Source organism: Psychrobacter sp. 4Bb, from assembly GCF_002836735.1.
In the GTDB taxonomy this organism is placed as follows: Bacteria; Pseudomonadota; Gammaproteobacteria; order Pseudomonadales; family Moraxellaceae; genus Psychrobacter.
The window spans coordinates 33,142-59,536 of the sequence record NZ_PJAS01000071.1 but is presented as its reverse complement, the minus strand read 5'-3'; the positions used below and the strand labels follow the sequence as shown (position 1 = coordinate 59,536).

Annotated in this window: 21 protein-coding genes and 1 pseudogene; 9 read left to right on the top strand and 13 right to left on the bottom strand. The window is 41.8% G+C overall.

The genetic code is table 11. The features are described from left to right. Nucleotides 1-37 precede the first annotated feature (37 nt). Both minD and minE read left to right on the top strand, forming a co-directional pair. The gene (gene minD / locus CXF60_RS10100; protein ID WP_057761560.1) at nucleotides 38-850 is read left to right on the top strand and encodes a septum site-determining protein MinD; all 813 of its coding nucleotides are present in this window, start codon (nucleotides 38-40) and stop codon (nucleotides 848-850) included. Between the two features lie 2 nt (nucleotides 851-852). Then, the gene (gene minE / locus CXF60_RS10095) at nucleotides 853-1,143 is read left to right on the top strand and encodes a cell division topological specificity factor MinE (protein ID WP_057762631.1); all 291 of its coding nucleotides are present in this window, start codon (nucleotides 853-855) and stop codon (nucleotides 1,141-1,143) included. 84 nt (nucleotides 1,144-1,227) lie between these two features. Here the strand turns inward: minE and CXF60_RS10090 are convergent, their stop codons facing one another. The 9 genes and pseudogenes from CXF60_RS10090 to pilG all read right to left on the bottom strand — a co-directional run bounded on the left by CXF60_RS10090 (nucleotide 1,228) and on the right by pilG (nucleotide 14,386). Beyond that, a complete protein-coding gene (locus CXF60_RS10090) occupies nucleotides 1,228-1,755 on the bottom strand; it encodes a cytochrome b (protein WP_102091834.1) in 528 nt (175 codons plus the stop codon). A gap of 139 nt (nucleotides 1,756-1,894) precedes the next feature. After that, on the bottom strand, nucleotides 1,895-2,392 hold the full coding sequence (locus CXF60_RS10085; RefSeq protein WP_102091833.1) for a hypothetical protein: 498 nt from the start codon (nucleotides 2,390-2,392) through the stop codon (nucleotides 1,895-1,897). A 17-nt stretch (nucleotides 2,393-2,409) separates the two neighbouring features. Next, nucleotides 2,410-3,405 (bottom strand): chemotaxis protein CheB, encoded by a 996-nt coding sequence (locus tag CXF60_RS10080; RefSeq protein ID WP_102091832.1) that lies wholly within the window; start codon nucleotides 3,403-3,405, stop codon nucleotides 2,410-2,412. Next, entirely contained in the window at nucleotides 3,395-10,270 is a 6,876-nt protein-coding gene (locus CXF60_RS10075; RefSeq protein ID WP_102091831.1) for an Hpt domain-containing protein, read from the bottom strand. Before CXF60_RS10075 ends, CXF60_RS10080 begins: the two co-directional genes overlap by 11 nt. 30 nt (nucleotides 10,271-10,300) lie before the next feature. Next, nucleotides 10,301-11,158: a CheR family methyltransferase gene (locus CXF60_RS10070; RefSeq protein ID WP_102091830.1), complete on the bottom strand. Its 858-nt coding sequence runs from the start codon at nucleotides 11,156-11,158 to the stop codon at nucleotides 10,301-10,303. A 184-nt stretch (nucleotides 11,159-11,342) separates the two neighbouring features. Further along, nucleotides 11,343-12,629: pseudogene (locus CXF60_RS10065) on the bottom strand (methyl-accepting chemotaxis protein); the annotation flags it as partial. Nucleotides 12,630-12,932: 303 nt separating this feature from the next. Then, nucleotides 12,933-13,463 carry a chemotaxis protein CheW gene (locus CXF60_RS10060; RefSeq protein WP_102091828.1) on the bottom strand — a complete coding sequence of 177 codons (531 nt, stop codon included), beginning with the start codon at nucleotides 13,461-13,463 and terminating at the stop codon, nucleotides 12,933-12,935. Between the two features lie 3 nt (nucleotides 13,464-13,466). Beyond that, nucleotides 13,467-13,829: a response regulator gene (locus CXF60_RS10055; protein WP_102091827.1), complete on the bottom strand. Its 363-nt coding sequence runs from the start codon at nucleotides 13,827-13,829 to the stop codon at nucleotides 13,467-13,469. 179 nt (nucleotides 13,830-14,008) lie between these two features. Next, the gene (gene pilG, locus CXF60_RS10050) at nucleotides 14,009-14,386 is read right to left on the bottom strand and encodes a twitching motility response regulator PilG (RefSeq protein WP_102091826.1); all 378 of its coding nucleotides are present in this window, start codon (nucleotides 14,384-14,386) and stop codon (nucleotides 14,009-14,011) included. A 686-nt stretch (nucleotides 14,387-15,072) separates the two neighbouring features. Between pilG and CXF60_RS10045 the strand changes: the two genes are divergently transcribed. The 7 genes from CXF60_RS10045 (at nucleotide 15,073) to CXF60_RS10015 (ending at nucleotide 23,562) form a co-directional block, all read left to right on the top strand. Beyond that, nucleotides 15,073-16,296 (top strand): efflux RND transporter periplasmic adaptor subunit, encoded by a 1,224-nt coding sequence (locus CXF60_RS10045; protein ID WP_102091924.1) that lies wholly within the window; start codon nucleotides 15,073-15,075, stop codon nucleotides 16,294-16,296. 260 nt (nucleotides 16,297-16,556) lie between these two features. Further along, nucleotides 16,557-17,279, top strand: coding sequence for a response regulator transcription factor (locus CXF60_RS10040; RefSeq protein ID WP_057761578.1), 723 nt, complete (start codon nucleotides 16,557-16,559; stop codon nucleotides 17,277-17,279). Between the two features lie 85 nt (nucleotides 17,280-17,364). Continuing rightward, complete coding sequence (locus tag CXF60_RS10035) at nucleotides 17,365-19,494, top strand: sensor histidine kinase (RefSeq protein WP_102091825.1); 2,130 nt, start codon at nucleotides 17,365-17,367, stop codon at nucleotides 19,492-19,494. 256 nt (nucleotides 19,495-19,750) lie between these two features. Further along, nucleotides 19,751-20,521, top strand: a complete 771-nt coding sequence (locus CXF60_RS10030) for a methionine ABC transporter ATP-binding protein (protein ID WP_057761581.1) — start codon at nucleotides 19,751-19,753, stop codon at nucleotides 20,519-20,521. A 49-nt stretch (nucleotides 20,522-20,570) separates the two neighbouring features. Next, complete coding sequence (locus CXF60_RS10025; RefSeq protein WP_370587210.1) at nucleotides 20,571-21,227, top strand: methionine ABC transporter permease; 657 nt, start codon at nucleotides 20,571-20,573, stop codon at nucleotides 21,225-21,227. Nucleotides 21,228-21,397: 170 nt separating this feature from the next. Beyond that, entirely contained in the window at nucleotides 21,398-22,375 is a 978-nt protein-coding gene (locus CXF60_RS10020; protein WP_102091824.1) for a MetQ/NlpA family ABC transporter substrate-binding protein, read from the top strand. A gap of 338 nt (nucleotides 22,376-22,713) precedes the next feature. Beyond that, nucleotides 22,714-23,562 (top strand): aldo/keto reductase, encoded by an 849-nt coding sequence (locus CXF60_RS10015; RefSeq protein WP_102091823.1) that lies wholly within the window; start codon nucleotides 22,714-22,716, stop codon nucleotides 23,560-23,562. Nucleotides 23,563-23,662: 100 nt separating this feature from the next. On the opposite strand, the gene ccmE is transcribed toward CXF60_RS10015, so the two are convergent. From ccmE to CXF60_RS09995, 4 genes are all read right to left on the bottom strand, one after another. Further along, nucleotides 23,663-24,163, bottom strand: a complete 501-nt coding sequence (gene ccmE / locus CXF60_RS10010) for a cytochrome c maturation protein CcmE (RefSeq protein ID WP_102091822.1) — start codon at nucleotides 24,161-24,163, stop codon at nucleotides 23,663-23,665. Between the two features lie 243 nt (nucleotides 24,164-24,406). Further along, the gene (gene ccmD / locus CXF60_RS10005) at nucleotides 24,407-24,628 is read right to left on the bottom strand and encodes a heme exporter protein CcmD (protein ID WP_102091821.1); all 222 of its coding nucleotides are present in this window, start codon (nucleotides 24,626-24,628) and stop codon (nucleotides 24,407-24,409) included. 16 nt (nucleotides 24,629-24,644) lie between these two features. Continuing rightward, nucleotides 24,645-25,433: a heme ABC transporter permease CcmC gene (gene ccmC / locus CXF60_RS10000; RefSeq protein WP_057761594.1), complete on the bottom strand. Its 789-nt coding sequence runs from the start codon at nucleotides 25,431-25,433 to the stop codon at nucleotides 24,645-24,647. 286 nt (nucleotides 25,434-25,719) lie between these two features. Next, nucleotides 25,720-26,376, bottom strand: a complete 657-nt coding sequence (locus tag CXF60_RS09995) for a heme exporter protein CcmB (RefSeq protein ID WP_180958136.1) — start codon at nucleotides 26,374-26,376, stop codon at nucleotides 25,720-25,722. Between the last annotated feature and the right edge of the window lie 19 nt (nucleotides 26,377-26,395).

Here is a 26,395-nt window from a genome sequence, read left to right as displayed (position 1 = left end):
CAAAAGATATCCCATTGATTCATAGGAGTGTGCCATTGTGGCGAAGATAGTTGTAATCACTTCAGGTAAAGGCGGTGTGGGTAAAACCACGACAAGTGCTTCTTTTGCCGCTGGTTTGGCGTTACGTGGCTATAAAACGGTTGTTATCGACTTTGATGTAGGTCTACGTAATCTAGACTTAATCATGGGTTGCGAAAACAGAATTGTTTATGACTTCGTTGATGTCATCACTGGAAACGCGCGTTTGTCGCAAGCACTTGTCAAAGACAAACAGCTTGAAAACTTATATATCCTGCCCGCCAGTCAGACACGCGATAAAGACGCACTGACCGACGAAGGGGTATCAGAGGTAATGGCTGAGCTCTCTAAACAGTTTGACTATATTATTTGTGACTCGCCTGCTGGTATTGAGCGCGGTGCACAGCTAGCGATGTATCATGCGGATGAAGCTATTATTGTCACCAACCCTGAAATCTCTTCAGTGCGTGACTCAGATAGAATCATCGGTATTCTACAAAGTCAGACGAAAAAAGTAGAAGAGAACCAAGGGACTGTTCGCGAGCATTTGATTATCACTCGTTATAATCCTGAACGTGCGGCTGCCAATGAGATGATGGATATTGATACTATCTCAAATGATATCCTAAAAGTTCCACTACTTGGGGTTGTTCCCGAGAGCCATTCAGTGCTCGAAGCGTCCAACCATGGCGAACCAGTTATTCATTATACTGACTCTGTTGCTGGTCAATGTTATGAAGACATTGTCGCCCGTTTCTTGGGTGAAGAGCGTCCACTACGTCATATTGACGTGAAGAAAAAGAGTCTATTACAGCGCTGGTTTGGGGGATAATGATGACTAAGAAAAAAGGATTTTGGAGTAGCCTATTTGGTACTGACGACAACAGTAACGCAGGTAGTGCAAATTTAGCAACTGAGCGTTTAAAAGTTATCGTTGCTAGCGAAAACAGATTGAACAATCGCTTAACGGTTGATCGTATCGAAAAAATGAAACGTGAAATCTTAGAAGTTGTGAACAAATACGTTAACGGTGTGCAGATTGATGATGTCAATATTAACCATCGTTCTGAAGACAGCTTAGATGTGTTAGAAATGAATATCAATTTACCTGAGCATAAGAAATAGCATTCTAACAGTACGTATTTCTACAATGAATAAAAAAGCCCCAAGTTTGATACTTGGGGCTTTTTTATGTTTATTGGCCATAGATTACTTCATACGGGCAATAAGATTGTCTTTTTTGACAAACTGATGATATAACGCGGCTGCTATATGCAAGACCGTAAAACCAATAATCAGTGGCCAGATAATCTCAGTATGCAAGTTATTGTAAAAACGAGCCAAGCTTCTATCTGGGGTCACAAATACAGGGATTTGAAAAATACCAAAAATATCAACCGGTCGACCGCCATATACTGCCATCAGTAAGCCAACCATTGGCATAGCAATCAGTATGGCATAGAGAGCAAAATGTGACATCTGAGATACGAGCATTTGCCATTTTGGCATGGCTAACGGTGGTGGTGCCTTAGTAAAAACGCGGTTGATGACTCGGGCAATCATCCAAAATAACAAGCTCACGCCGAACGCTTTATGATATCCAATAAACATATTGCTATCTAAATTCTCATATAGCAGTATCATTATCCATGTGGTTAACAGTAAGGCTGCACTAATCCAATGAAAAATACGGCTACTAACCGACCACTTTGATACATTCGAGTTGGCATTATTCATGAGTGACTCTACTACCTTTATCAGGAATTATCTCTAATCAGTTTTATAAGCCAGTTAATAAGTCTTCAACAGATGAAGTCATTAACATTACTGGATTACTATTTATAGAATGAAGAATACCTTAAATACAGGTGAGAATCTAGCTATCCGAATCAATCAGGTGGTGGGCTATTTTATCCAAATCTGGCACTAAGTATAGCTCGTCATCAATCATCACTGTTTGATATAGGTAGGATGAGACGTCATTTTTATTAAAGTACTCTTCCCTATCTTCGCCATTGGCAGTACTAAACTGTTCAGGTGTCTCTACATCTTTGACTTCAGAAATTCGTGCTTGCAGCTGACGCAAATCACCTGCTGTCTGTAAGGCAAAACGGTGATCAGTCGTATTACCTTCCAAAACAACCATTTTGTCTGGGATTTGATCTTGCAGTAGCAAATGAAATACAGCCAAATCTTGCTGTTGCCAGTCGTACCTAGAAACCTGCTGCTGGGACTCATCCACACTCAAAATTAGGCTACTTGGAATGATCCAGTCCGGCTGGTTAACTGCTGGAACAATAGTGACGTCAAGCATACCGTTGTTGGTAGTCAACAGACTCACAGCCTCAAACGAATGTTTTAAAATTTGTGTCATACGTCACTCGCAATAAGTTAATGTGAATGGCTATCTGCCCTTTCACCAATGTAATCGGTTAGTTTTTTTGCTAAATCGGTAGGGCTACCAACAAAATTGCAATACCCTGAGTCAATGATAGCCTGAGGTTGACTTGGACATGCACTCAAGCTCGGATCTTGGGCCCATAATTGACTGTTATTGTCTTGGATTAAGTCTAGATACTGAGAGCCATCATTACCCATACCTGAGAATATAATATTAATAAGCTCGCTACCATGAACATCACTGGTATTTTTGAGCAGCTGCCCAATTGCAGGCTTATATTCACCATGCCAATCTTGATCCAATAGTATCACGCGACCTGTTGAATCACAGACAACCTGCTTATCAATAGGTACTATCAGACACTCTCCTGCACGTAGCCGCTGTGAAGAAGCGATAATCTTACAGCGCCAGTCATTGTGACGGTTAAGTATGCGGGGCAACGTACCAATCATGGCTTGATTGAAATGATGCGCCAATAAAATACAAATTGGCAGTGTGGCTGGTACGTTATCTAAGAATTCTTTGACCGCACTAGGACCACCCATAGAAGCACCCAAAAATACGACATAATGCCAGTCAGTATCAGCACTCTTGTAAGTTGGAGCATCTACCAGTGTTGGCAAATCAAGTAATTGGGCAAATTTACGCTTCAACTTACGCTGCCATTTTGCATATTCTTGGGATTCATTTAGATACGGTGCTTGACTGAAGCCAACCAGTACTGCTGCTGGTTTGGATGCCACCGTCGCTATTGCCACACTGTCATCATAATCACTGTCTATCAGCCAAATATCGATAGCTGAATTAGAAAGCGCACCTGTTTCCCGCCACTGTGCTCGTGACACACAGCCGACCAGCGTAAAGCCGAAGCCACGTACCGTATCTGAAAACGCCATGCGCTGGCGATGGTCTTCTGCCACCACCATCACTTTAATATCGTTTCTATTTTTTTTTCGCAGCGCTAAAACACGTGCATTATCCTTCATTAGTCAGGCTGACCCCTTCACCTAGTAATTTTTGCATTTTATCAAGCAGCTCTTTTTCTTGGAATGGTTTACCCATATAGTCATTCACACCAATCTCTAAGGCACGCTCACGATGCTTTTCGCCAGTACGTGACGTTATCATAATAATCGGAATTTGCTTTAGACGACTATTATGTCGGACTTGAGTGGCGACCTCGAAGCCGTCCATACGAGGCATTTCGATATCAAGTAATATCATGTCTGGTGTCATATCTTGCAATATCTCAATTGCGTCAATACCATCTTTAGCGACTGCCACATTGAACCCTTGACGCTCTAAGAAACGTGAGGTTACTTTACGTACCGTCACGGAGTCATCGACGACTAGAATGGTAGGTTTGGACTCTATACGTCCTCTTTTGGCATCAGCAGCTTTCGTAATATTCTTGACCAATTGCGCATTACGCATAAGGGCAATCAAATCTAAGATGAGCATGACCGAGCCATCACCCATAATAGTAGCAGCTGAAACCCCTGGAATATTTGATAACTGTTGGCCTAAAGGTTTGACAACAACTTCTATGCGCGAACCTGCAATCTGATCCACTTGCAAAGCGATATTCTGTCCAGTACGGTTTTTAATAATGATAAGCGGTAAGCTGGTATTGGTATTTACCACCAACTCATTTAACTTATTGCCTGATAAAATTTCATTTAGATAACGTACTCGATACTCAGTGTCTTCAAAATTCAATGTGGCATCATTTGATTGATAGTAGTCATAGAGCTTCTCTGGATTCATTCGAACCACGCGCTCAATCTGTACCAATGGAATCGCATAGTAGCGATCTGCAGCACGAACAACCAACGCGTCAGACACGGCTACCGTCAATGGTAGGCGCATCGTAAAACTTGAGCCTTTACCCAACTCTGAAACGACGGATACCGCTCCACCTAGTTGACGAATTTCACTAATAACAACGTCCATACCAACGCCGCGTCCAGAAATCTGAGTCACTTGCTGACTAGTACTTAATCCAGCGTTGAAAATATATTGCATAATATCAAGGTCTGACAGACTATTATCATCTGCATCAATTAGACCCTGAGAGATGGCTTTACTACGTACTGCTTCAACATCAATACCTCGCCCATCATCTGTTAATTGAATGACGATTTCACTACCTTCACGACGGACCTCAAGGGTGATACGACCGCTACGCTCTTTGCCTGACTTCAGACGGGTTGACGTGGTTTCAATACCATGGTCGACAGCATTACGTAACATATGCTCAAGCGGTGACGTAATGCGCTCTAGGATGGTTCTATCCATCTCGTCATCAGCATTAATGATGGTCAGCTCAACAGACTTATTAAGCTCGTTAGCTGTTTGACGTACGATACGTTCAAGACGTGGTGTCAAGCGTGTAAATGGCACCATACGTGAATTCATCAAACCGTCTTGCAGTTCCGTCTGGGTACGAGACAACTGTAGCAGCAGGCTTTCGCTATCACGTGTCTTTTCTAATAATGTATGATTAATATCAACCAAATCTGAGGCCGACTCTGTTAAAGATTTAGACAGCTGATTCAAAGATGAGTATTGATCCATCTCTAGAGGGTCAAAGTCTTCATTATCGATGAGTTCCTCATCTATTTGAGACAAAATCTGTGCTTCTAGCTCGATCTCCATACGACGTAGCTGATCTGCCAGGCGTTGTACTGTCGTACCCATCTCTTCGATACTGTTTGTTAAACTACTGATACCCATATCGATACGAGCACGGTTAATCGCTGACTCACCAGATAGATTAATCATGTGCTCAATCAAACCACCCGAGATACGAATCATCTCATTGCTACTAGCGCTCTGATCTTCCTCGTGAGTATCTCTAAGCATAGACGGCATTTCACTGATGTCTTTTGCAAGATACTGTGAATCTTGGTTTTCTTTGGCAATCAAGATTGCTTCACGCTGGGCTTGTAGAGACTCTTTAGGTATCGTTTTTAGGCTATCAGGGTTTCTACCAAATTGCTCCAACGCTTCAATTAATAGCGTAGGCGTCGGTGGATTAACATGTTGTTGAAGAATAAATACTGCATCAGCCAGCCAGTCATGACTTGCAACCAGCAACTCTAATACTTTTTTGGTGGCTGGACGTCGATTACTGACAAAATCTGTATAGACTGACTCCATTTCATGAGCTAAGTCAGCAATACCAGAGGCAGTGACCATTCGTGCGCCACCCTTTATGGTATGCAAGTCACGTTGGAGCGCTTGCAACGCTGTAGTATTACTCGTATCTTTTAAGAACAAGTGCAGATACTTATTACGATTAGTAAGCTCTTCTGCTTCTTCTAAAAATACTGCTAATATATCAGGATCAGGGAGTCCGTTAGCCCATGATTGTTTAATCATGCTATCCAGACTTAGGGTACTCAATGCCTCATTATCACTATCAACAACATTGGCAGCAATGCTACGCTCTGTAGGTTCAAAGTGATTTTTTGGTACTGGTATGACTAGATCGACTACCTCTGGTAACGTTTTTGCTTTTTCAAGCTGATGCAACTGTTCAATTAGCTCTGGAGTAAAGAAAGATTTCTTATGACTCACAATATGCATCACTTGTAGTGACATCGTATCTTGCACCATTTGCATGATTTCAAGCCACTGCGCGGTTGGCGCTCTTCGGTTCTCTACAAACGACTCATAGACGCTTTCTGCTTCGTGGGTTAAATCACCAATACTACGGATACCGGCCATCCGTGCACCGCCTTTAATCGTGTGCAAATGACGCTGTAGAACTTTCAGCGCATTGATATTGGTGATATCGGCCCGCCATTTATTGAAGCTTTCATCTAGTGCAGTATCAAGCTCTTGTGCTTCTTCTAAAAATATCTCTAATAGCTCGATATCAGTATCAATGGTTTCGAACTGTAGCTCAGTTGCTGGAACAACTCTAACGGTGAAGCCAACGTCCTCGTTCTCATCCCTTTCTTGATAAATACTCTGTAGATCATCAATGACTTGTTTATCTATTTTTAAGGAGGTACTTCCAGCTAAGGCATCAAACAAGCCAATCAGTTGAGCATGACCTGCATGCAATATCGCTTGAATGTCTTGATTTTGAGCTTTATCGATATGATTACTCAAATAACGATACGCATTACCCAGCTCATCTAAAATCGTGACAAATTTTGGAAATGCTTGCGCCTTTTCCATGAGAGAGGCTATTTGAGAGATTTGCTGCTCTATATAACTTTGAATATGCTCTATTTCAGTATGATTCAACGCATCATCTAGTTCCCACTCAGCATCAAGCAACGTATCAATATTACTGTCTAATAACTCTTCTATCGTCAGTTTCTTATTGGTCATGACAGTAGTGTCATTAGCCACGTATTGCTCACCAAGCATGGCTTGCAATGACGCTATATCATGCTGACTCTGCGAACCATCGTCCTCTGTTGATGCATCATGCTGCTCTATATTTTGCTTATAGTTGTTTAGATAACCCTCTATTAATGTGGCTGACTGGGCTAATGCTGCTAAGTGCTGAGCATTCATGCCTATATCTTGTTGTTGTAGTGACTCCAAGCTATGTTCGATAGTCGCACTGACTTCGCTGATAGCGGCCAAAGCACTAGAACCAGAAGCGCCGCGCAAAGTATGAAATGCGCGTACGATTTCATCTGTGATTTCTATATGATGCTGTTCTCTATTGTCTTTGACAAACTGCTCGATACAATCAAGCAGCTCTTCTGCTTCATCAATAAATATCTTACAAAATGCTTTTTCTTCCTCAGTTTGCGGGGTCAGGACAACCGCTGCCTCTGCCATTTTTTCATTGACCGAATGAAAGGTCTGTAAGGTAGAGTCTATTGCTTCATTACTGTTGTCATCATAAGCATTGCCAGTCTCAGCCGTATCAGACCATGGCGTTGTTTCTTCCATCTCATCTATAGAACTACTTACTGACTGTGCAAACAAAGCAGCATAGCTAAATCCATTACCCTGCTGCTTGCTATACGCATCAGCACACGCAATCCACACTGGAACTACAGTTGGATAGTCTTGAGTACCCTGTTCAAATGCTACAAGCATCTTGGGGTAAACTGCCAGTACATCTATAATCAACTGACGCATATCAGCTGAGATAGCGACACTGTTATCTAAAATACGGTTGAGCATGTTTTCTATAGACCATGCTAGTTCCGCTGTATAGTTAGCGCCTACCATGCGGCCAGAACCTTTCAAGGTATGGAAACCACGGCGAATATCTGTCAAGCCCTCTAGATCGGTCGAATTTTTCTGCCAGCTTTCATACAACGGCACAATTTCTGCCAATACTTCATTGGCCTCTTCTATAAATATCTCTTTGATATCAGGATCTGCATCGTCGGCATCAGCTGGTAGTTGATTAGTCTCTTTAATAAAAGGTGCAAGACTCTCTGGAATATCCAACGTAGAGAGATATTCGTTGATATTCGCTTCTTTGTTATTCGAGTCAGTAACAAACTCAGTACTATCGTTATTAGAATCGTTATCAAAATCATCAATTTCTAGTAGCGATTTTTCTAATTCTGCATCATCTGACATAACCTCTTTAGGAGCAAGTTCAGTTAGCGTCAGACCAGTGTTGACCGGCTGCTGATTCATAAGATTACTACTTTGTAAGATAGTAATCGCAGGGTCAAAGCTTGGTGGTCGCTGGGCTGAAAAATCTGCTACCAATGCTGGTAGAATTTTTGTGGTATCAACCACTAGATTTACCACATCATCTGTTACTGGCAATGTTTTATCTAATAAACGATTGAGTAGGTTTTCGATTGACCATGCTATCTCGCTGATACTAAAGGCACCAACCATACGACCTGAGCCTTTTAGAGTGTGAAAACCTCTACGCACTTCAGTCAATGGTGTTAGATCTTGTGAGTCTTGCGCCCAGATAGGAAGAAAATCTTCAAGATCAGTGATGATTTCAGTCACTTCTTCAATAAAGATATCATGGACATCTTCATCTGTTTCAAAGTTATCAGGCTTTACGTGTTCACGAGCCTGCTTTAGTGCATCACTTTCAATACTGTTGGACAGACTCGCATTATCTTGTTCAACTATATTTGCATCGTCTACATTGATAACAGGGCTGATCTCACCACTATCATCGTAACGTACAACATTCGTCGCAGCTGATTCTTGAGCGAATACAGTCTCGTTAATCGTTTCTGGTGAATCGATGTCAGTATCAAGAAGCTGTGTTGCTCTGGCTGTATGTTCGTTTGCTAAAGTAAGCAACTGCTGATCGAAAACCTGCTGCGCAAGATAATCAAGTAATAGCTCCATAGACGTTAAGCTCTCAGCCAACGCCTGCACCAAACTCCAGCTCGGGGTAGTAATATTACGAGTAGTTAACTGTGTAAATAAACTACCGATATCATCCATAGTATGACGAATTTCTGGCAATTCCATATCGTCAAAAGCTTGACCAATACTGGTAAAATCAGTAGACGCTGGTAATAACCTAATATCTTGATGTTGTATATAATCGTTGAAATTTTGCTTTATCTCTTCTACTGCAATTCGAAGCTCACGTAGGCCATCATCGGTACTAATGAGTTCATGTTTACCTGTTAATTCTATCTCGTTACTACTTATCACTTCAGGCAAAGTAGCAAAAGAGGTTGCATCACCAATCTTAAGTGAAATAGTTTGCTCAGTACTATAAATAGCGTTGTATAACTCTTGCAGCTTGCGTTCAATTTGCCATTGCTCTTGCGCAAAACTTGTTTCTGATACAAGAGACTGTTTCAAATCTGCAAGGATTGATTCCACCTGAGACACGTAGTAAGTCCAGCCTCGGTTTTTGAGCTGTTCTCTGATATGTTGTAAAGGAGCTACCAAAGTATCTGGCTCATCTAGCTTGAAAATAAGCGCATCAAGCTGAGTTAATAATTGCGGTAAAAAACGAGACGCTGTCGTGGTGCTTTGAGATACTTTATCCAAAATAGACTGGGTACGTTTGCTACTGTGCGCTAGATAACTCAATTCGACATAGATTGCGGTGGTCAATCTTACAACTATCGTTGAAGGTACTTCATTTGACTGGGCACAAGATTCTATAACTTGATCAAGCTGACCTAATAATGGTGCATAACGCTCAGGAAGTGGCGTCTCATTATGAGCCAGATCACTTAGCAATAACTCAGTCAAACACCATAGTCTTTGTAAACCACTATCTTGTGCTGTCTGCCTAAGATACTGGCTAGCTTTTTCTAAGGTACTGAGTGCTGATGACTGATTTGTATTAGTGAGCAGTAATGCTTGTACTTGCTGACGCCATACGAGTAGCAACTGCTGACACTGTTCACTTGTCAAGCTAGCGGTAGCTTGTTGTGTAGGCACGGCCACTTCAATACTACTGATAATATTTTCGTTATTCGCATGATCGTTTGCGTATTCATGCTGAATATCACTAATGTTTAGAAGAATGACAGTTTCTATATCTCGTTGAGACAAAGCTTTGGTCAGCTCATCAACTGCCCTATTTATTAGGCCTATATGATAAATTCCTGTACGGGCATACTGATTGATCTCTCGTTGTAATAATCGATGAGAGAACTGACCTATACGCTGCTCTTTAATAGAAAAATCGTCACAACTTTGTAATCCTGCGAGTTGACTCAACTTACTAGCAGCACCCGCTAATAAGGGAAGCTTAAGCATGATTAGCGCACCGCTAATCTGATGATAACTTGATATCAGCTGCTCATGATCGATGCTAGATTCACCTAATTGCCAACCGTCAGATATCTGTGTTAACTGCTGATTGAATAATGGTAGCAACCACTGAAACGTCACGATGTCATTGGGCTGGTTTTTCATAGGTTTATCCTAACTCGTCTATGCACTAATTTAGGCACTAATTTTTTGCCACACATTAACCTGTGGGTGCGCAATGCGGCGCATATTTGAAGGACGCCAGAACAACGCCTCACCTGGAGCCAATATAATATATCCCTCTAACGCGCACTGCTCTGATAACCGTGCCAAAATATCACGCTGATCAAATTTACGAAAATATAGCAGCATGTTTTGGCAAATAATCACGTGCTGAAGATGCGTAGTGGGTGGTTTTTGTTCAATAATATTGTGTACAGAAAAATTGATATATGGCTGCAATACAGGTGCTACCTGCCAATTCTCCTGCATACTATTAGCCGCTTCTGACGTGTCAGATTTAAATCTATTCAATGTACTTTTAGATGGCAGCGGCTGAACAAACGACTGACATGATTGCGGGATTAAAGTTTGCTGCCTGTTATCATACTGCCCCAACCGTGCGCTTTTAATAGCCTCTTCACTGATGTCTGTCCCTAATATGACATAGTCTTGACATCGCTGTGCGGCCAAGCTCATGGCCAGTGACCAAGCTTCTTGTCCACTTGCGCAACCAACACTCCAAATACGAAATAAACTATCAATGTTGTCAGCTTTATGATGCTGTAATGCATACTCTGTAACAAAGTCGATAGAGGGTCTATGTCGAAAGAAGCGACTCTCATGAATGAGTACTTTATCTAGCAACTGCTGACGCAACTCATCACTTTTCGATAATTGATACCATAATTGTTGAACGCTCAATCCGTTCGACATCGCCGTACAGTCGATTGCATTAGCCAGCCACTGTAGCTGTATGTCTGGCAGCACAAATCCAGTTTCCTGCTCTATGTACTTCTGCCATCGCTGCACATCCAAACTGTCGACTTTCATCAAAGTATTACCTAATGTCAGATCAACTGTATAAGCAGATGATTTGGCTTACCAACATTACCTAAGCTAGATAAGTCACCTACTATAATTACGGTTTCTTTTTATCACTCTTACAGCAGCAAATTTATTCAATACGCAGAACAATCAAATGCTGTCGATCTTGTCCTAAAAGAATAAATAATCACTAAACGCTTTCTTTCAATGCGCCTTCCGTATCTAACACTTCATAATCTACTAGCTCGTCGTCGTTCGATACCTTAAAGCCTGTTACCGATTCCTGTAGTGCTGCTGCCATTTCACTTAGCTCACCAATAGAACGGGCTGTTGCCATCGTTCCGGAAGAAGTTTGTGAGGTAATATCTTGAATGATGTTCATGGTGTGAGAAATATGACCAGCAGACTCAGCCTGTTGTAATGCAGCATTTGAGATGTTTTGAATTAAGTCAGCCAAGGTGTTAGAAACGCTCTGTACTTCTTCTAGTGCTTCACCCGCATCTTTCGCTAAGCGTGCGCCGCGTACAACTTCAGAAGTTGTCGATTCCATTGACATAACCGCTTCGTTGGTATCGGCCTGAATGGTTTTTACCAATGTTTCAATCTGCTTAGTAGCATTAGCTGAACGCTCAGCCAGACGCTGTACCTCATCAGCAACAACCGCGAAGCCTCGGCCCGCTTCCCCTGCCATCGATGCCTGAATAGCGGCGTTCAATGCCAAAACGTTGGTCTGGTCAGCAATATCGTTGATTAGTCCAACGATATCACCAATCTCTTGCGAAGACTCACCAAGGCGCTTAATACGTTTTGATGTTTCTTGAATCTGATCACGAATAACGTTCATACCCTCAATAGAGCGTTGTACAACTTCTGCCCCGTTATGAGAAATAGCAACTGAACGCTGGGCAACCGTTGCAGATTCCGCAGCATTGTTTGAAACCTGATCAATTGAGACAGTCATCTCATTAATAGCGGCTGATACACCAGCAATCTCTTGTGCTTGGTGTTCAGAAGCTTCGGCCAGTTCAACAGCATTCATCTGCGTTTGATCTGAAGACTGTGAGACTCGGTCAGCAGTGCTGTTAATAACCAGTACCAACTGTCGTAATTGGTCAATTGCAAAGTTGACTGAATCAGCAATCGCCCCTGTAAAGTCTTCTGATACAGTCGCATTGACTGTCAAATCACCTTCTGCCAAATCACCCAACTCATCAAGCAGACGTAAAATAGCGATCTGGTTACGTTCGTTTTCTTCTTGAATTTGACGCGCTCGCTCAGACTCAGCTTCTGCTTCTTGACGACGACGCAAGGTTTCTTTTTCAATAAGCGATCGCTCTGATCCACCACGGTTTTTCAGTAGCTGGTACAAAGCAAACAGAATCCCTAATGCGCCGATTGCAAATACAGCCGCTGGCAAGATAACGGATTGATTGAAACTATCGAAATACTGACTTACCGATGATAGCGAGTTAACTAGCCAAATCAGACAAGCCAAACTTAATAGAACAAAAAATCCTAACAATAGCTTCCAAGTACTATCAGCGTCTCTGCCATCTGCTGATGTTTTGGACATACCAGCTACAGGTTTTTTTATCACATCACTCATCTTGCGTTTTCCTTTCAAACAGTCATCAAAGTCTAATTGTGGCTGACTTTGACAATCGTATTGTTATCTAAACAATGATTAGCAAAGCCTGTATAAATGCTGACATCGAACTTTATTATGTCAGTCGCTATTCCTCTATCGTTACTCAATAGACAGGTATTTTATAAGTAATAGCTATATCGCAGCATCTGAATACCGAGGATCCTGTGCGAGCAAACTTGGCATAAATACATACCAGTCTTGGTCGTTTTTGAAAAACTTGCCATGGTTATAAGGCGCAAACGGCGACTCTGGATCTATGGCTTCTGGACGATACTGTTCTTGTGTGAACTGTTCGATACCAAGCACTTGATCCACCAGCAGTCCTGAAAAGTTATTGTCATAATCAATAACGATAACTTTTCGTTGGCTCATTTGTGTCAAGCGACTAGGTACTTGCAAAAAATGCGACAAATCCGTCAAAGGTAATAGTCGCCCACGAATGTTGGCAATACCTAGCATCCATGGCTTTACTAGAGGTAGGCTAGTATATTCTGGCATAGATAATACTTCTGATACCTGACCCATAGGGGCAACTAAGCGCTGTCCACCAATTTCAAATACCACACCTTGCCAATCAAACTCTTGGCCACCGCGGCGACCGCTTTTGCGCGCGCGTGCCAAATCTGCTAAACGCAGAAGCTCGATAAATCCTCTAGAAGCCACAAGTTACTCCATCACTTTGCGAATCATATTGACCAATCCACTTTCATCAACTGGTTTGTTCATATATTCTTTAGCGCCTTGACGCTTGCCCCAAACTCTATCTGTTTCTTGGTTTTTGGTACTAATCATAATGACAGGGATATGAGCAGTGGTTTTACCGCGAGTAATCTTGCGGGTGGCCTGAAAACCATTCATTTCAGGCATTACCACATCCATCAAAATCACATCTGGTAAATGTTCAGCTGCCATTTGACAGCCTTGGTCACCATTGGTCGCTTCCAACACTTGGAAGTTGTTTTTGGCAAGCATATCGCGAAATTTCGCCATTTCTGATGGCGAGTCGTCAATGACTAAAACGGTAGTCATAGGAGGTTCCTTTATGTTCTAAAATATCTGTGAAGATATATTGATATATGGTTCAGATAAAATGATTAAAAATAGCACTTATAAATCGACTGGTAGCGATTCTTTAATCATAACTATTCAGTATTGAATAATCTGGAGCGATAATATCAATCACTCCCTGTAAGTCTATATTTATTCGATTAACGGTACTGATTAATGGCATCAAAAAGCTCATCTTTACTAAATGGCTTAGTCAGATATTCATCAGAACCCACAATACGACCACGTGCCTTATCAAATAGACCATCTTTAGATGACAACATGATTACCGGTTTATCAGCATAATCGGGGTTATTTTTTATCAGCGCACAAGTCTGATATCCATCTAGACGTGGCATCATAATGTCGACAAAAATAATATCTGGATTGTTATCTACAATCTTTGCTAGCGCATCAAAACCATCGATAGCGGTCACTACTTCACAGCCCGCTTTTTGTAATAAAGTTTCTGCAGTACGGCGAATGGTTTTTGAATCATCAATTACCATTACTTTTAAACCTTCAAAATTATTTTCCATTCTCATTGTCCTGTAAACGACTATTTGTTCGTAACTCTATCTAGTAATACAAAATTTGCTTGGCTATTTTAAACTTTTATATCATCTATTGTCAGATCGATATAAGTACCTATATTTGCATTGTCTGCGTTGAAATTTGTGATAACAGCGAATCTTCTACGATTGATGCCTACTGACTAATCGCGGTATCAATATAGCGTACTATACGCACTTTATTATTATTAATCTTACAAAATCTAGCGTTATTTAAGTGCCTTGAATAAGATAACTTACCCTTCGCATATCCAATAAAAAAGTCACATATAACAATGATTCCAATTAATCATAAATCCGTTCTTTGATATATAAATAGATTAGAGTTCAAATAAAAGGCATCGTTATTATAATTTTGTATTGTATATAACTGGCAATCATATTACTGAATAATTTTCATTTGTAATAAAAATGTATCAGTATATTTTATAGTGTTTGTTTTAGCATAGTTATTATTGCTTTTCCAGTAATTAGCAAAATTATGTTCGAACTCGTTGGTATCATAAATAACTGTTCTTATTTATTAAAGGTATAATTTCAACTCTTCTTAATACTGAGTTATCAACTTTCTTAAGTTCAGTAAATATCTTACAGTCGTTCCACCGCGTTACAATTCACTATATAATAATATGACGATTACAATGGTGACTGCTATGACAGCTTCTAGACATTTAAGAAAAAGCCTCTATTTATTCAGCGTACTATTTATCGCTGCTTGTCAGCCGTCACCTATAAATGAATCAGCCGTTACTGACACTGAAGCAGAAACCGCAGACACGCCACTTATCATCACAAGTGATAGTGTCACCATGACGCCAGAACATATCCTGAGTATCAAACCTTCAAGGTATCAGCCGAGTCTCGGCTTACAAGGTAATATCGAACCTATCAAGCAGACCACATTCGTTGCGGTACATCCGATTCGTATAGAAAAAACATTGGTTAGTGAAGGTCAATGGGTAGAAAAAGGCACGCCATTGCTCGTATTTAGGCGTGTAGGTACTGCTAGCAAAGCTGAAGGTTTGAAAAAGCCTGAACAAGATAATGTAGAATCAAACGATGTTAATAAAACCAATCCAGAAAATACGCAAAACTCTGATGCTAAATCTGCACAAGCTGCGCCAGACGCAGATATCGCTGTTGTGAGAAAAACTGACAGTGACAAAACGCTAGAAGCAAATTCTGCGACAGATACTGATAGCAATACCTCTACTAATCAAAATGCAGACGTTAATACGGCTAAACAAGATACCCAGTATAATTCGATTACCATTCATGCCAGCTTTTCGGGGCGAGTAGAAAACTTGGCTGCTAATGCAGGACAACAGCTAGCGGAGCGCGCACCTCTACTACAGATCAGTGACGAAACCAAGCTGCACTTTATGGCTACCCTGCCTATACAAGCAAAACCACAGCTCTCAGTTGGCCAAACGGTCAATTTTACCGCCGAAGGTATCTCAGACAAGTTTACGGGACAGGTCAGCAAACTAGTATCGACCAGTCAGCCAAAAAAGCTCTTGGTCTATGTTAATGTCATCGACAACGAAGTAAGTCGTGATAAGTTATTGCCAAATATGAAAGTCACAGGGCGCGTCAATTATGGTCAAATAGATGTAGGCACTATCGTACCTAGGCGCGCGCTACACGATGTCGACCTGACAGAGTTGCAAACTCCTCCTTATATGCCGCTACAACCATTGACTGCAAATGTTTGGATAATCGGACAAGATCAGCGTTTAACACGCCAACCTATTGAAGTAGTTGAATACGATCCTACTACGCAGCAGTATTTGATAGCAGGTGTGAGCAATGATAGCTTGATTTGTTTGGCTGACTTACCTGTTGATTCTAAAGGTAAAAAAGTCATTGTGTCATAATAGCTTATGCTGACAGTTACATTTGGTAGAAACATTAACAAAGCTTCTCTTGTTTTGTAACAGCATAATTAGGCAATATGGCCCTACCATATATAGCATTATCCGAGTATTAAAATACGACTCACATGTAATTATGCGCTATTCTGTACATTTGAAAACGTAGAGGCTTAATAGTTTAACTATTTATCATTACTAACAGCTAATCATTACCGAGAACATTATACTTTTTATAAATCACAATAACAATTAGAGGACACCCCATGAGTAAGCAGATTTTATTGATTGAAGACGATCCAGATTTGGCTGAGCTGATCAGCGATTATTTGACCATGAACTATTATGATGTGCATCATGCTGGTCTTGGTCAAGAAGGTCTCGACTTATTAGACACCAAAGAGCGCGATATTGACTTGGTTGTATTGGATCTTATGCTGCCTGATATGGACGGTATGCAAGTATGTCAAAAGATTCGTGGCAACAAGAACAACATGACCAATAAAGTACCTATTATTATGCTGACCGCAAAAGGCGACACGACCGATCGCGTGTTGGGGCTAGAGATGGGTGCTGACGATTATATCGCCAAGCCTTTTGAGCCACGTGAGCTTTTAGCTCGTATCCGTGCGGTTATTCGTCGTCATGAACAACCAAATCAAGCCGATAGCCAATCAGACAGCTTAACCTTTGGCCGTTTGAGTGTGTTCCCTGATAGTCATGAAGTCACTATCGATGACCAACCGGTACGTCTAACCACGCATCAGTTTCAGTTGTTACACTACTTTGCCACTCACTCTGGTAAGGTGTTGAATCGTGAGCAGCTCTGGCAAGCGATGCCAAATGATGACAGCTCAGACAATATTGACCGTGCAATTGATGTACATATTTCGCGTCTACGTGCTTTAATCGAAGACAATCCACGCCAGCCAAAGCGTATTATTACTGTACGCGGCGTCGGCTATCAATTTGCCACTGATCAGGTTTGATTGTAAAGGATGCCTAATTAGCTGACTCATGGTGTAAACTCTATATCATGAGTCGGTACAAGCGTTTAATAATAGAGATCGTTTAATGCAGCAATTGGGTTTTCGTTCCGTATTTGCCAAACTATTTGCCAGCGTTATGCTGGCACTTACGTTATTTGCTGTAGCAATGGTGTTGTTGACCCAACTTGTTCATGACAAAGATGCTGGTATTCGCTCAGAGATATTAGCCACGCAGATCTTGGGGCAAATCGATCCCTTCTTGCACGAATTGAATATTTCTATCAGCAAAGACAATCGTTTGCAGTCTCGTTTTATGCTGGCGGTCGTTAAGAAAAGCTTCGATATTTTTGATGAATCACTGCAAGCAAAAATGGGATTGTATGACAGCGAAGGTCGACTGCTTATGCAAACTGACAATAGCGACCTACCCCTAGAGCTTCCCCCTACTCCGTCTTTGTTCTCGCGCGTTTTTCCGTCACTTGCAGATACATCACCTACCAAGCAAGCCCAAGTGTATAGCAGTACAGGTTATACCTTACTGTATGAATCACGTTTAACACCTAAAAAACCTGTCCTTTCTGCAGCCTTGAACTTGTTCACTGGTACGCTACTACTCTTGCTCATTATGGCAGGTGTACTATGGTTGATTGCCCGGACGATGACGTGGCGTATTGACCAGTTGAGCCAACAAATGACTCAATTGGGTGATGGTGATTTTACGGTGCGAGTGAATGCACGTGGTAATGATGAAATCGCTGCACTAGCACGTGGATTCAACCAAGCAGCACAAAAAATTGAACACTTAATTGATGCTAATAACTTGCTATTAGCACATGCCTCTCATGAGCTACGTACACCGATTACACGTATCCGTCTACAGATTGAAATGATGGATATGTTGGCTGGTGCACTACCAACTGATACCAAAGCAAAGTTTGATAAACGGGCACAAGCGATCAATAGAGACTTATCAGGTCTTAATGACTTAGTAGAAAGCATATTACTGGTTAGCCGTTTGGATGCGGGACATGCCTTACAGCAAGTTGAAAACCTCGATTTATACGATTTGGTAAATCAAGAGCGTCAGCATTACCCTGAAGCCACGCTGATTGGTGAGCACATCGTAATAGATGGTCAGTCATCAATGTTGACTCATTTGATTCGTAATTTACTTACCAACGCTATGCTACATGGCAAGCCACCTGTTACGGTATTGCTATACGGTGTTCAGAGCATAGAAGAAGCTGGAACTGTACCTGACTATCTATTACAAACAGTGCTATGCAGCAGCTTTGTCGATTACAACAGTTTAGACTTTGATGATTATGAAGAAAACACTGATGCCAAGGTAATTGAACACCAAACTGCTAAGCAGGAAGCTACTAGTTCGGTTGATAAAAATAAATCCGAAACGACTGACTCAATAGTAGAGCTACCAACGCCGACTATCTACAAAAACGGTGAGGATATAGCTGCCAACAATAAGAACAACGAGAGCAATGGTGAAGTCAGTATTGATAATGGCCTTTCAGATGGCAGCTTAATAGACAGTGCTAGCAAACCCCAACCTACTACTGGCGAAACATCACTACTTGCTGACTATTACAGCTTTACCAGTGAATTAACTGACAGAATTAAGAAAGTTATTTGGAAGGCTGTTCCAGACTCTACTGAACCTGCTAGCGACGCCGATAATACCAACAATGCTAACGTGACTGAAGTAGCATCAACAAGCTCTATAAGCAACGTAGAAAGCGAGAATACTGGCACTCTTATCGAGAACAGTGTTCAAAAATCAGATAGTTCTATTACTGATGCCGCTACTAAAAATAACAGCTCAAATAATACGAAAGATGACGCCAAATCTAATAGCTCAAACAATGAGAACTCAGGCGCAGTCGTGCGTAAAGAAGGCTTATTTGCTAAGCATATGAAGAAAGCCAAAACTGAACCCGAACGTCCACTGCCAAAATATGCCGTGCTAGCGGTAATCGACGAAGGCACTGGTATCCCTGAAGGCAAGCGGGAAGAAGTCTTTAGCCCATTTGTACGTTTACAGCAAAAAAACAAAGGCTCTGGATTAGGGTTATCGTTAGTCTCACAAATTGTTACCGCTCATCAAGGACGTATTATTACAGATACGCTAAATGGTCATACTAGATTTTTGGTGACTATCCCAATTCATCATGACCCTCATTACAACTATCACGAGTAATCAATCCCCATCGTTATATAGATAGCTATCAAGCTATCGCCTTCACACTTGCCATTTTAACTGCTTATTCTTAATAGCTATTAATCATAAGCCGGACACGTATGTGCATATCCAAAGTGCCTGATAATATGCTATATTACCGCCCCTTATTATACGGTTATTGACTGTTGTCGTTTTGACCAGCTTCTTACATATTGAAAGAGGCCTGATGACGCGTTTTTGACCATTAAAAAATTTATTAAATTTTGAGCCCTCCATGAATGACATGATTGTCTTAAACGATGTGACCAAAAGTTTTTTAAGCGACCGATCAATCAAAGACAAAGACGGCAAACCACATTGGTTTACCGCTGTTGAGCCGACATCTCTGACTATCAAACAAGGCGAAATCTTTGGTCTAATGGGTTATTCAGGGGCAGGTAAATCTACCTTATTGCGCCTAATTAACATGCTTGAGCGTCCAGATTCGGGTCAAGTCGTGATAGATGGTACTGACCTAACCACGCTGTCTGCCAGTGAGCTGCGTATTGCTCGTCATAATATCGGTATGATTTTTCAGCAGTTTAATCTGATGTCTAATCAAACGGTTTTTGATAACGTGGCATTTAACTTAAAAATCTCTGGTTATCCAAGTCGTGACATTCATAAGCGCGTCATGGATTGTCTTGCGATTGTTGATTTGACCGATCGTGCTGGTCACTATCCTGCGCAGCTATCAGGTGGACAGAAACAGCGTGTGGGTATTGCTCGCGCGATTGCCCCTAGTCCAAAAGTATTGTTAGCCGATGAGCCAACCAGTGCGCTTGACCCTGCAACGACCCGTAGTTTGCTGACTTGTCTGCGCGATATCAATGAGCAGCTTGGCGTGACTATCGTCATCGTGACTCATGAGATGAGTGTGATTCGTAGACTTTGTGATCGCGCAGCGTTATTGCATCAAGGACAACTTTTGGAAGTTGCGGATGTGCGAGACGGTCTGATTCAAGCAACCACCCCGATTGGCAAAGGCCTAGTCGTCGAGGACTAATGAGGCAGGAGAAATAGATATGTTAACTGGTACTGAATTATCCGCCTCTATAGACAAGCTACTTGTGTTACGCAAAGAGATCGTGAGCGCGTTTATTGATACGTTTGTGATGCTCGGTATTTCAACCACAGTCGCAATCGTCATCGGTGGACTGTTTGGCGTATTCTTGTTTTTGTCTAGTGATCGACAGTTTTTGCAAAACAAGACGTTGTACGGTGTGCTTGGCGGTATTACCAACTTTATGCGTGCTTTCCCTTTCGTGATTTTGATGATTGCAATGAGTCCGTTTACTAAGGCCATCGTTGGTACGGGTATCGGACCAATTGCTGCATCACTAGTACTGGCTATCGCTGGTTCGTTTTATTTTGCGCGTTTGGTCGAGCAAAATTTACGTGAAGTGCCGCGCGGTATTATCGAAGCCACTGAATCAATGGGTGCACGACCTTTTACCATTATTAAAGTACTACTTAATGAAGCTCGCTCAGGTTTAGTATTGTCAGTCACTATTCTTTGTATCAGCTTGCTCTCTTATTCAGCGGCGGCTGGTATGATTGGTGGTGGCGGTTTGGGTGATTTGGCCATTCGCTATGGCTATTATCGCTATCAAACCGAGGTAATGATTTTTATCGTGATTGTACTATCCATCATGGTCGTCTCGATTCAAGCCTCTGGTAACTGGCTCGCCAATCGTTTAGACAAACGTTAAACCGCTTTAGAGAATACTTGACTTTACGAGCGACTAGGTTTATTTTTGGCAACACTTAACCCTTATCTCAGCTCTTACAACAAAAGCAGCATTACTATTTATAATGTTGCTTTTTTAATGTTCAGACGATAAACGTTTTACTCAACCCCATTCATTATTAAGGACATATTATGAAATTAACAGATATCAGCCGTCAGTTAGCTACCGCATTTGCTGCTGTTGGTGTATCAGGTCTAGTCTTAGTTGGTTGCAGCAATTCATCAGCGCCAGAAGCGACTAAAGAGCCAGTAACCGAGGGTGCCACTGCAGAAACTGCCGCTAGCGATATCGATCCTGACCATACCAAAATTGTTATCGGTACGACTGAAGGCGATTTTGCTGATATGGTTCGTAACCAAGTAAAGAGCACGCTTGAAGCTCAAGGTTATGAAGTTGAGTTGATTGCTTTTACTGATTATGTCCGTCCTAACCTTGCATTGGCTGAAGGCGATTTGGATATCAACATCTTCCAACATAAGCCTTACCTTGATACCTTCAAAAAAGAAAACAACCTTGATTTGGTTGAAGTATTCCAAGTACCAACGGCTCCACTTGGCATCTACTCAGGTAAAAAGACTAGCCTTGACGCTGCATTCAAAGGTATGAGTGTTTCTGCACCAAACGATCCAAGTAACTTTGCTCGTGCTTTGGTAATGATGGATGATCTTGGTTGGATTACCCTAAAAGACGACATCGATCCATTGACTGCGTCAAAAGCTGATATTGCTGACAACAGCAAATACGATATCGAAATCGTTGAGCTAGAAGCTGCTCAATTACCACGCGCACGTGATGAAGTTGACTTCGCAGTTATCAACGGTAACTATGCTACTGACTCTGGTATCAAATTGACCGAAGCATTGTTCCAAGAGCCAAGCTTTGCTTATGTAAACTGGTCAGCGATCAAATCTGCTGATACTGGTAAAAAATGGGTTGAAGATGTGACCAACGCTTATAACTCAGAAGCTTTCAAAAAGTACGCTCATGAAACGTTCCCTGGCTACAAGTACCCAAAAATCTGGGGTACTGATCATAGCGCACACATGGACACTGCTGCTAAAACTGAAAGTGCTGACGCTCCAGAAACTACAGAAGCTGCTGCTCAGTAAGACTTTAAATCAAAATTACCTAGTTTTTTAGGTGTTATGATTGATAGAAACGCCCATTACTTAGAGTGATGGGCGTTTTTTTGTCTTTAATTTTGGGAGTGCTGTCTTCCAATACCGTTATCAAAAGACTAACTGTGCATTAAATAACTATCAAATAACTATTAAAAATCACGTTACAGCCTGTTTGCCCTTTGTAGGAAACCGTCACTCGCGCTTCCACTTGTCCTTGGTTTTTCCTATAGTGGACAAGCTCAATAGCAGTTTACTCGTTAGACCATACTATTGATAACATTTAAAACTAATGAAAATTATAAGACACACATAACAAGGATAATAATATGAGCGCTAAAAACTATAATATTCGTACCGCTGGACAAGCAAATATCCCAATCCTAGGGCTAGGTACTTGGCAGTCAACTGGGCAAGATTGCGTAGACGTGGTCAAAAAAGCGTTAGAAATGGGGTATGAGCATATCGATACCGCTCAGGCTTATGGTAATGAAAAAGAAGTTGGCGAAGGTATCAGACAGTCAGGAGTGGCTCGCGATAAATTCTTTTTGACTACTAAGATTTTTCCAGATGATATGAAGTTTGAGCCAGAAAAACTGGTCGCAGCAGCGAAACGTTCTTTGGAAGACTTGGGTACAGATTATGTCGATCTGTTGCTATTGCATTGGCCTGATGACCGCGTGCCATTATCTGAGACCATTCCTGCGCTGTGTGAACTCCAAAAGCAAGGCTTGACGCGTCATATTGGTGTTTCAAACTTCAATATTGCTAATATCATTGAAGCCAAGAAATATGCTGATGTACCTATCGTCGTGAACCAAGTAGAGTTTCATCCGTTCATTAAACAAAACACATTGCAGACCTTTTTGAATAATCATCATATTCTACTAGAAGCCTACTCGCCATTAGCACGTGGTGATGTATTTGATAATGAAGTAATTAAAGAGATTGCAGATAAGCACAACGTAACGCCAGCACAAATCTCATTAGCATGGATCTTGTCAGATAAGCATCGTGTGGCTATTCCGAAAACGTCTAACCCTGATCACTTGCAAGGCAATCTAGATGCCATTAAAGTTGAGTTAAGTGCAGATGAGTTAGAAAAAATCGGTAACCTAGCCAGCTCTGACGGTCGTAAAATTGAACATCCTGACTATAGTCCAGTATGGGATGACTAACAGGGTTAATAAGTACGATTAACTGATTAGCTAAACAAAGCGCAATAAAAAGCCACCGATTATCGGTGGCTTTTTTATATGGTACGAAAGCTTATAATCATTACTGCTGTAGCGTTTCGGTCTCATGAATCTTTTCAGCAGGATTATACTGTTCAGAAGTAGGTATCGCTCCGCTGCGATTATTTTCTTTCATAGATTTGGCGACTTCTGGTGGCATATAGTTTTCGTCATGCTTAGCCAGTACTTCCCCAGCAACGAAAGTATCGCCCTGCATTTTACCCGTAGCCACGACGCCTGAGTTTTCAGCAAATAGGTCTGGTAGAATACCTTGGTAAGTCACTGGCACGGTTGATTGAAAATCAGTAATCGCAAACTCAACATTTAATGGATTGTCTGCTGCACGCTGCACACTACCGGCAACCACCATACCACCAGCACGAATACGTTTGTCTTGAGGCGCTTCGCCTTGGGCAATAGCGGTTGCATCAAAGTAGTAGTCAGTTTGCTGCCCGATGGCATAGATAACCAACATAACTGCTACTGCCGCACCTGCCAGCGTAAACATAACCCACGTCAGTTTTTTCCGACGAACTGCATTCATACCACTACCCCATTAATGAGTCACTGTTTTATAAACCATAATCAATCTACAAAACAGAAAATTTTGAAGAAACTACCATTAGAAAAACGTTTTGAAAATGTCTTTCTAATCGTACTCTTCTAATCGCTATATGGTAGCATTTTTCGGCCGAATCAATAAGCCTCATCACTGCCTATAAGGTCATATTTTTGTCAGTGTAAGGATACGGTTTCTTACGCTAAAACCATGATATTAAGATGATTTTTATTCAGCTTGTTTGGTTACAGGCGTTGAGGTTTTGGTCGTCCGTTGTGCTTGACGCGCTTGCTGGATGGTCAGCTGTTTGATAAGTGAATGTCGCTGTCTGCGGCTATAGATAATAAATGCCAACATCACGCCGATCGTTATCGCCCAGCACGACCACACAAAAACCCCATGCTTACCCATGGCGAAAAACTCAGATACGCTATAAAAGTAAGGCTGCATAGTATTTTCCTAGCCGTTATTTGTGTTGACCACGAATGTATTCTTTGACCCAAGCTTTGCCTTGATCACGGTATAGAATCAACGTGTTAGTACGATAAATCGCTAATGTTGCAACCAGTAAATAGCTGCCGATAATCATCAGTAATAAGGGCATCCACATATCTGCCGACATCTTCGGTGCGGCGGTCAAACTAAAAGTCGCGCCTTGATGCAAAGTATTCCACCACTCTACTGAATACTTAATAATAGGCAGATTCACTGCGCCCACGATAGATAAAATAGCGGCCGCTTTACCGCGATTGGCCGTATGCTCAAAAGCGGCAAACAGAGCCATTACGCCCGCGTATAAAAACGCCAATATCAGCATTGACGTAAGACGTGCATCCCATACCCAGTAAGTACCCCATGTTGGCTTTGCCCAGATAGAGCCTGTAAGCAAACTGATGACACACAGCAAAAACCCCATCGGAGCAAGTGCCTGCGCGACCAGACTGGCCGTCTTAATCTTCCACACCAAATAAATTACCCCCAAGACCGCAAGGGAAAAATAGATAGAAATGGCAAGACTGGCCGCTGGCACATGGATAAAGATAATGCGATAGCTATTACCCTGAAGATAATCAGGCGGCGCAAAAGCAAGGCCCCATACGCTACCAATGAGCAAACAGAGACTGGCTAGTATCGCTAACCACTTGACCCAAGGGCTAAAGATACGAAAAAACTGCTTGGTACCCACAGTGGTCAAGAAACCCTGCCAAATGCGCTGCCACAAGCTAGGGGATGAGACGTTATTCAGGTTGGGCATGGGAAGAAACCTATTACACAGCTTACTGGCGATAAAGGATGCGGTCTACCAAAGTACCACTATCAACTCACCTGCTGGCGTTAAACACTGGATAGAATCTACAAAGAGCTGTTTACGTATTCAATTGACTATTATAGCAAAATTGCCAGTTTTCACCACGATGTTAATACATGTGATGCAGATAACTAAATTTCGATGACCGGATTTAGATGGCTAGGTTTAGATAACTGAGTTTAGATGACCAAATTTCGACAATTGGACTTTAGGATTGCAACAAGCAAATCGTTTAATTGAGCCATGACATTTTTAAAGTTGTAGCAATCACCCATGGCATGACCAAGACAGAAACAATACTTCCTGCTAGTAATAAGGCTAAAATAGGCAAACCGTTCAGCCCAGAAGCAAATAAATCAACTGCACCTGTAGCAAAAATCAAGACTGGCAACTGCATCGGTAAAGCAATCAAAGGCACCAATACTGCCCCATTCTTTAACGATAGCGTCAAACTACTGGCCACTGCGGATAGCATTAGGAGCATTGGACTACCTGTCACGATAGACGCCATCAATATCCACGCTTCAAACCAACTGAGCTGAAATAACGGCACGGCAAGCAAGCTAAGCGCTGCCACAATACCACTGCTAAAAATCCAATGAATGACCAGTCTAATCAACACCCATAGCGGTAGTGACGCTTTGGCCACGACCAATTGCGCGAGCGTACCATTATCGAGCGCAGGCTTAAACAATCCATCAACGCCCATCACCAGTGACAACAATGCAGCAATCCACACCGCTGATACACCCAGACGCTGCAATAGCGCAGGCTCACTACCAACTGCCAACGGAAACAAAGTAATAATCACTAAGAACAGTACTAACGGATACAACCATTGTACCGCTCCTTGCTGCTTGACTTGCCATTCGCGTCGCCACAGCTGCATAAACCCAATACTGCGAGGT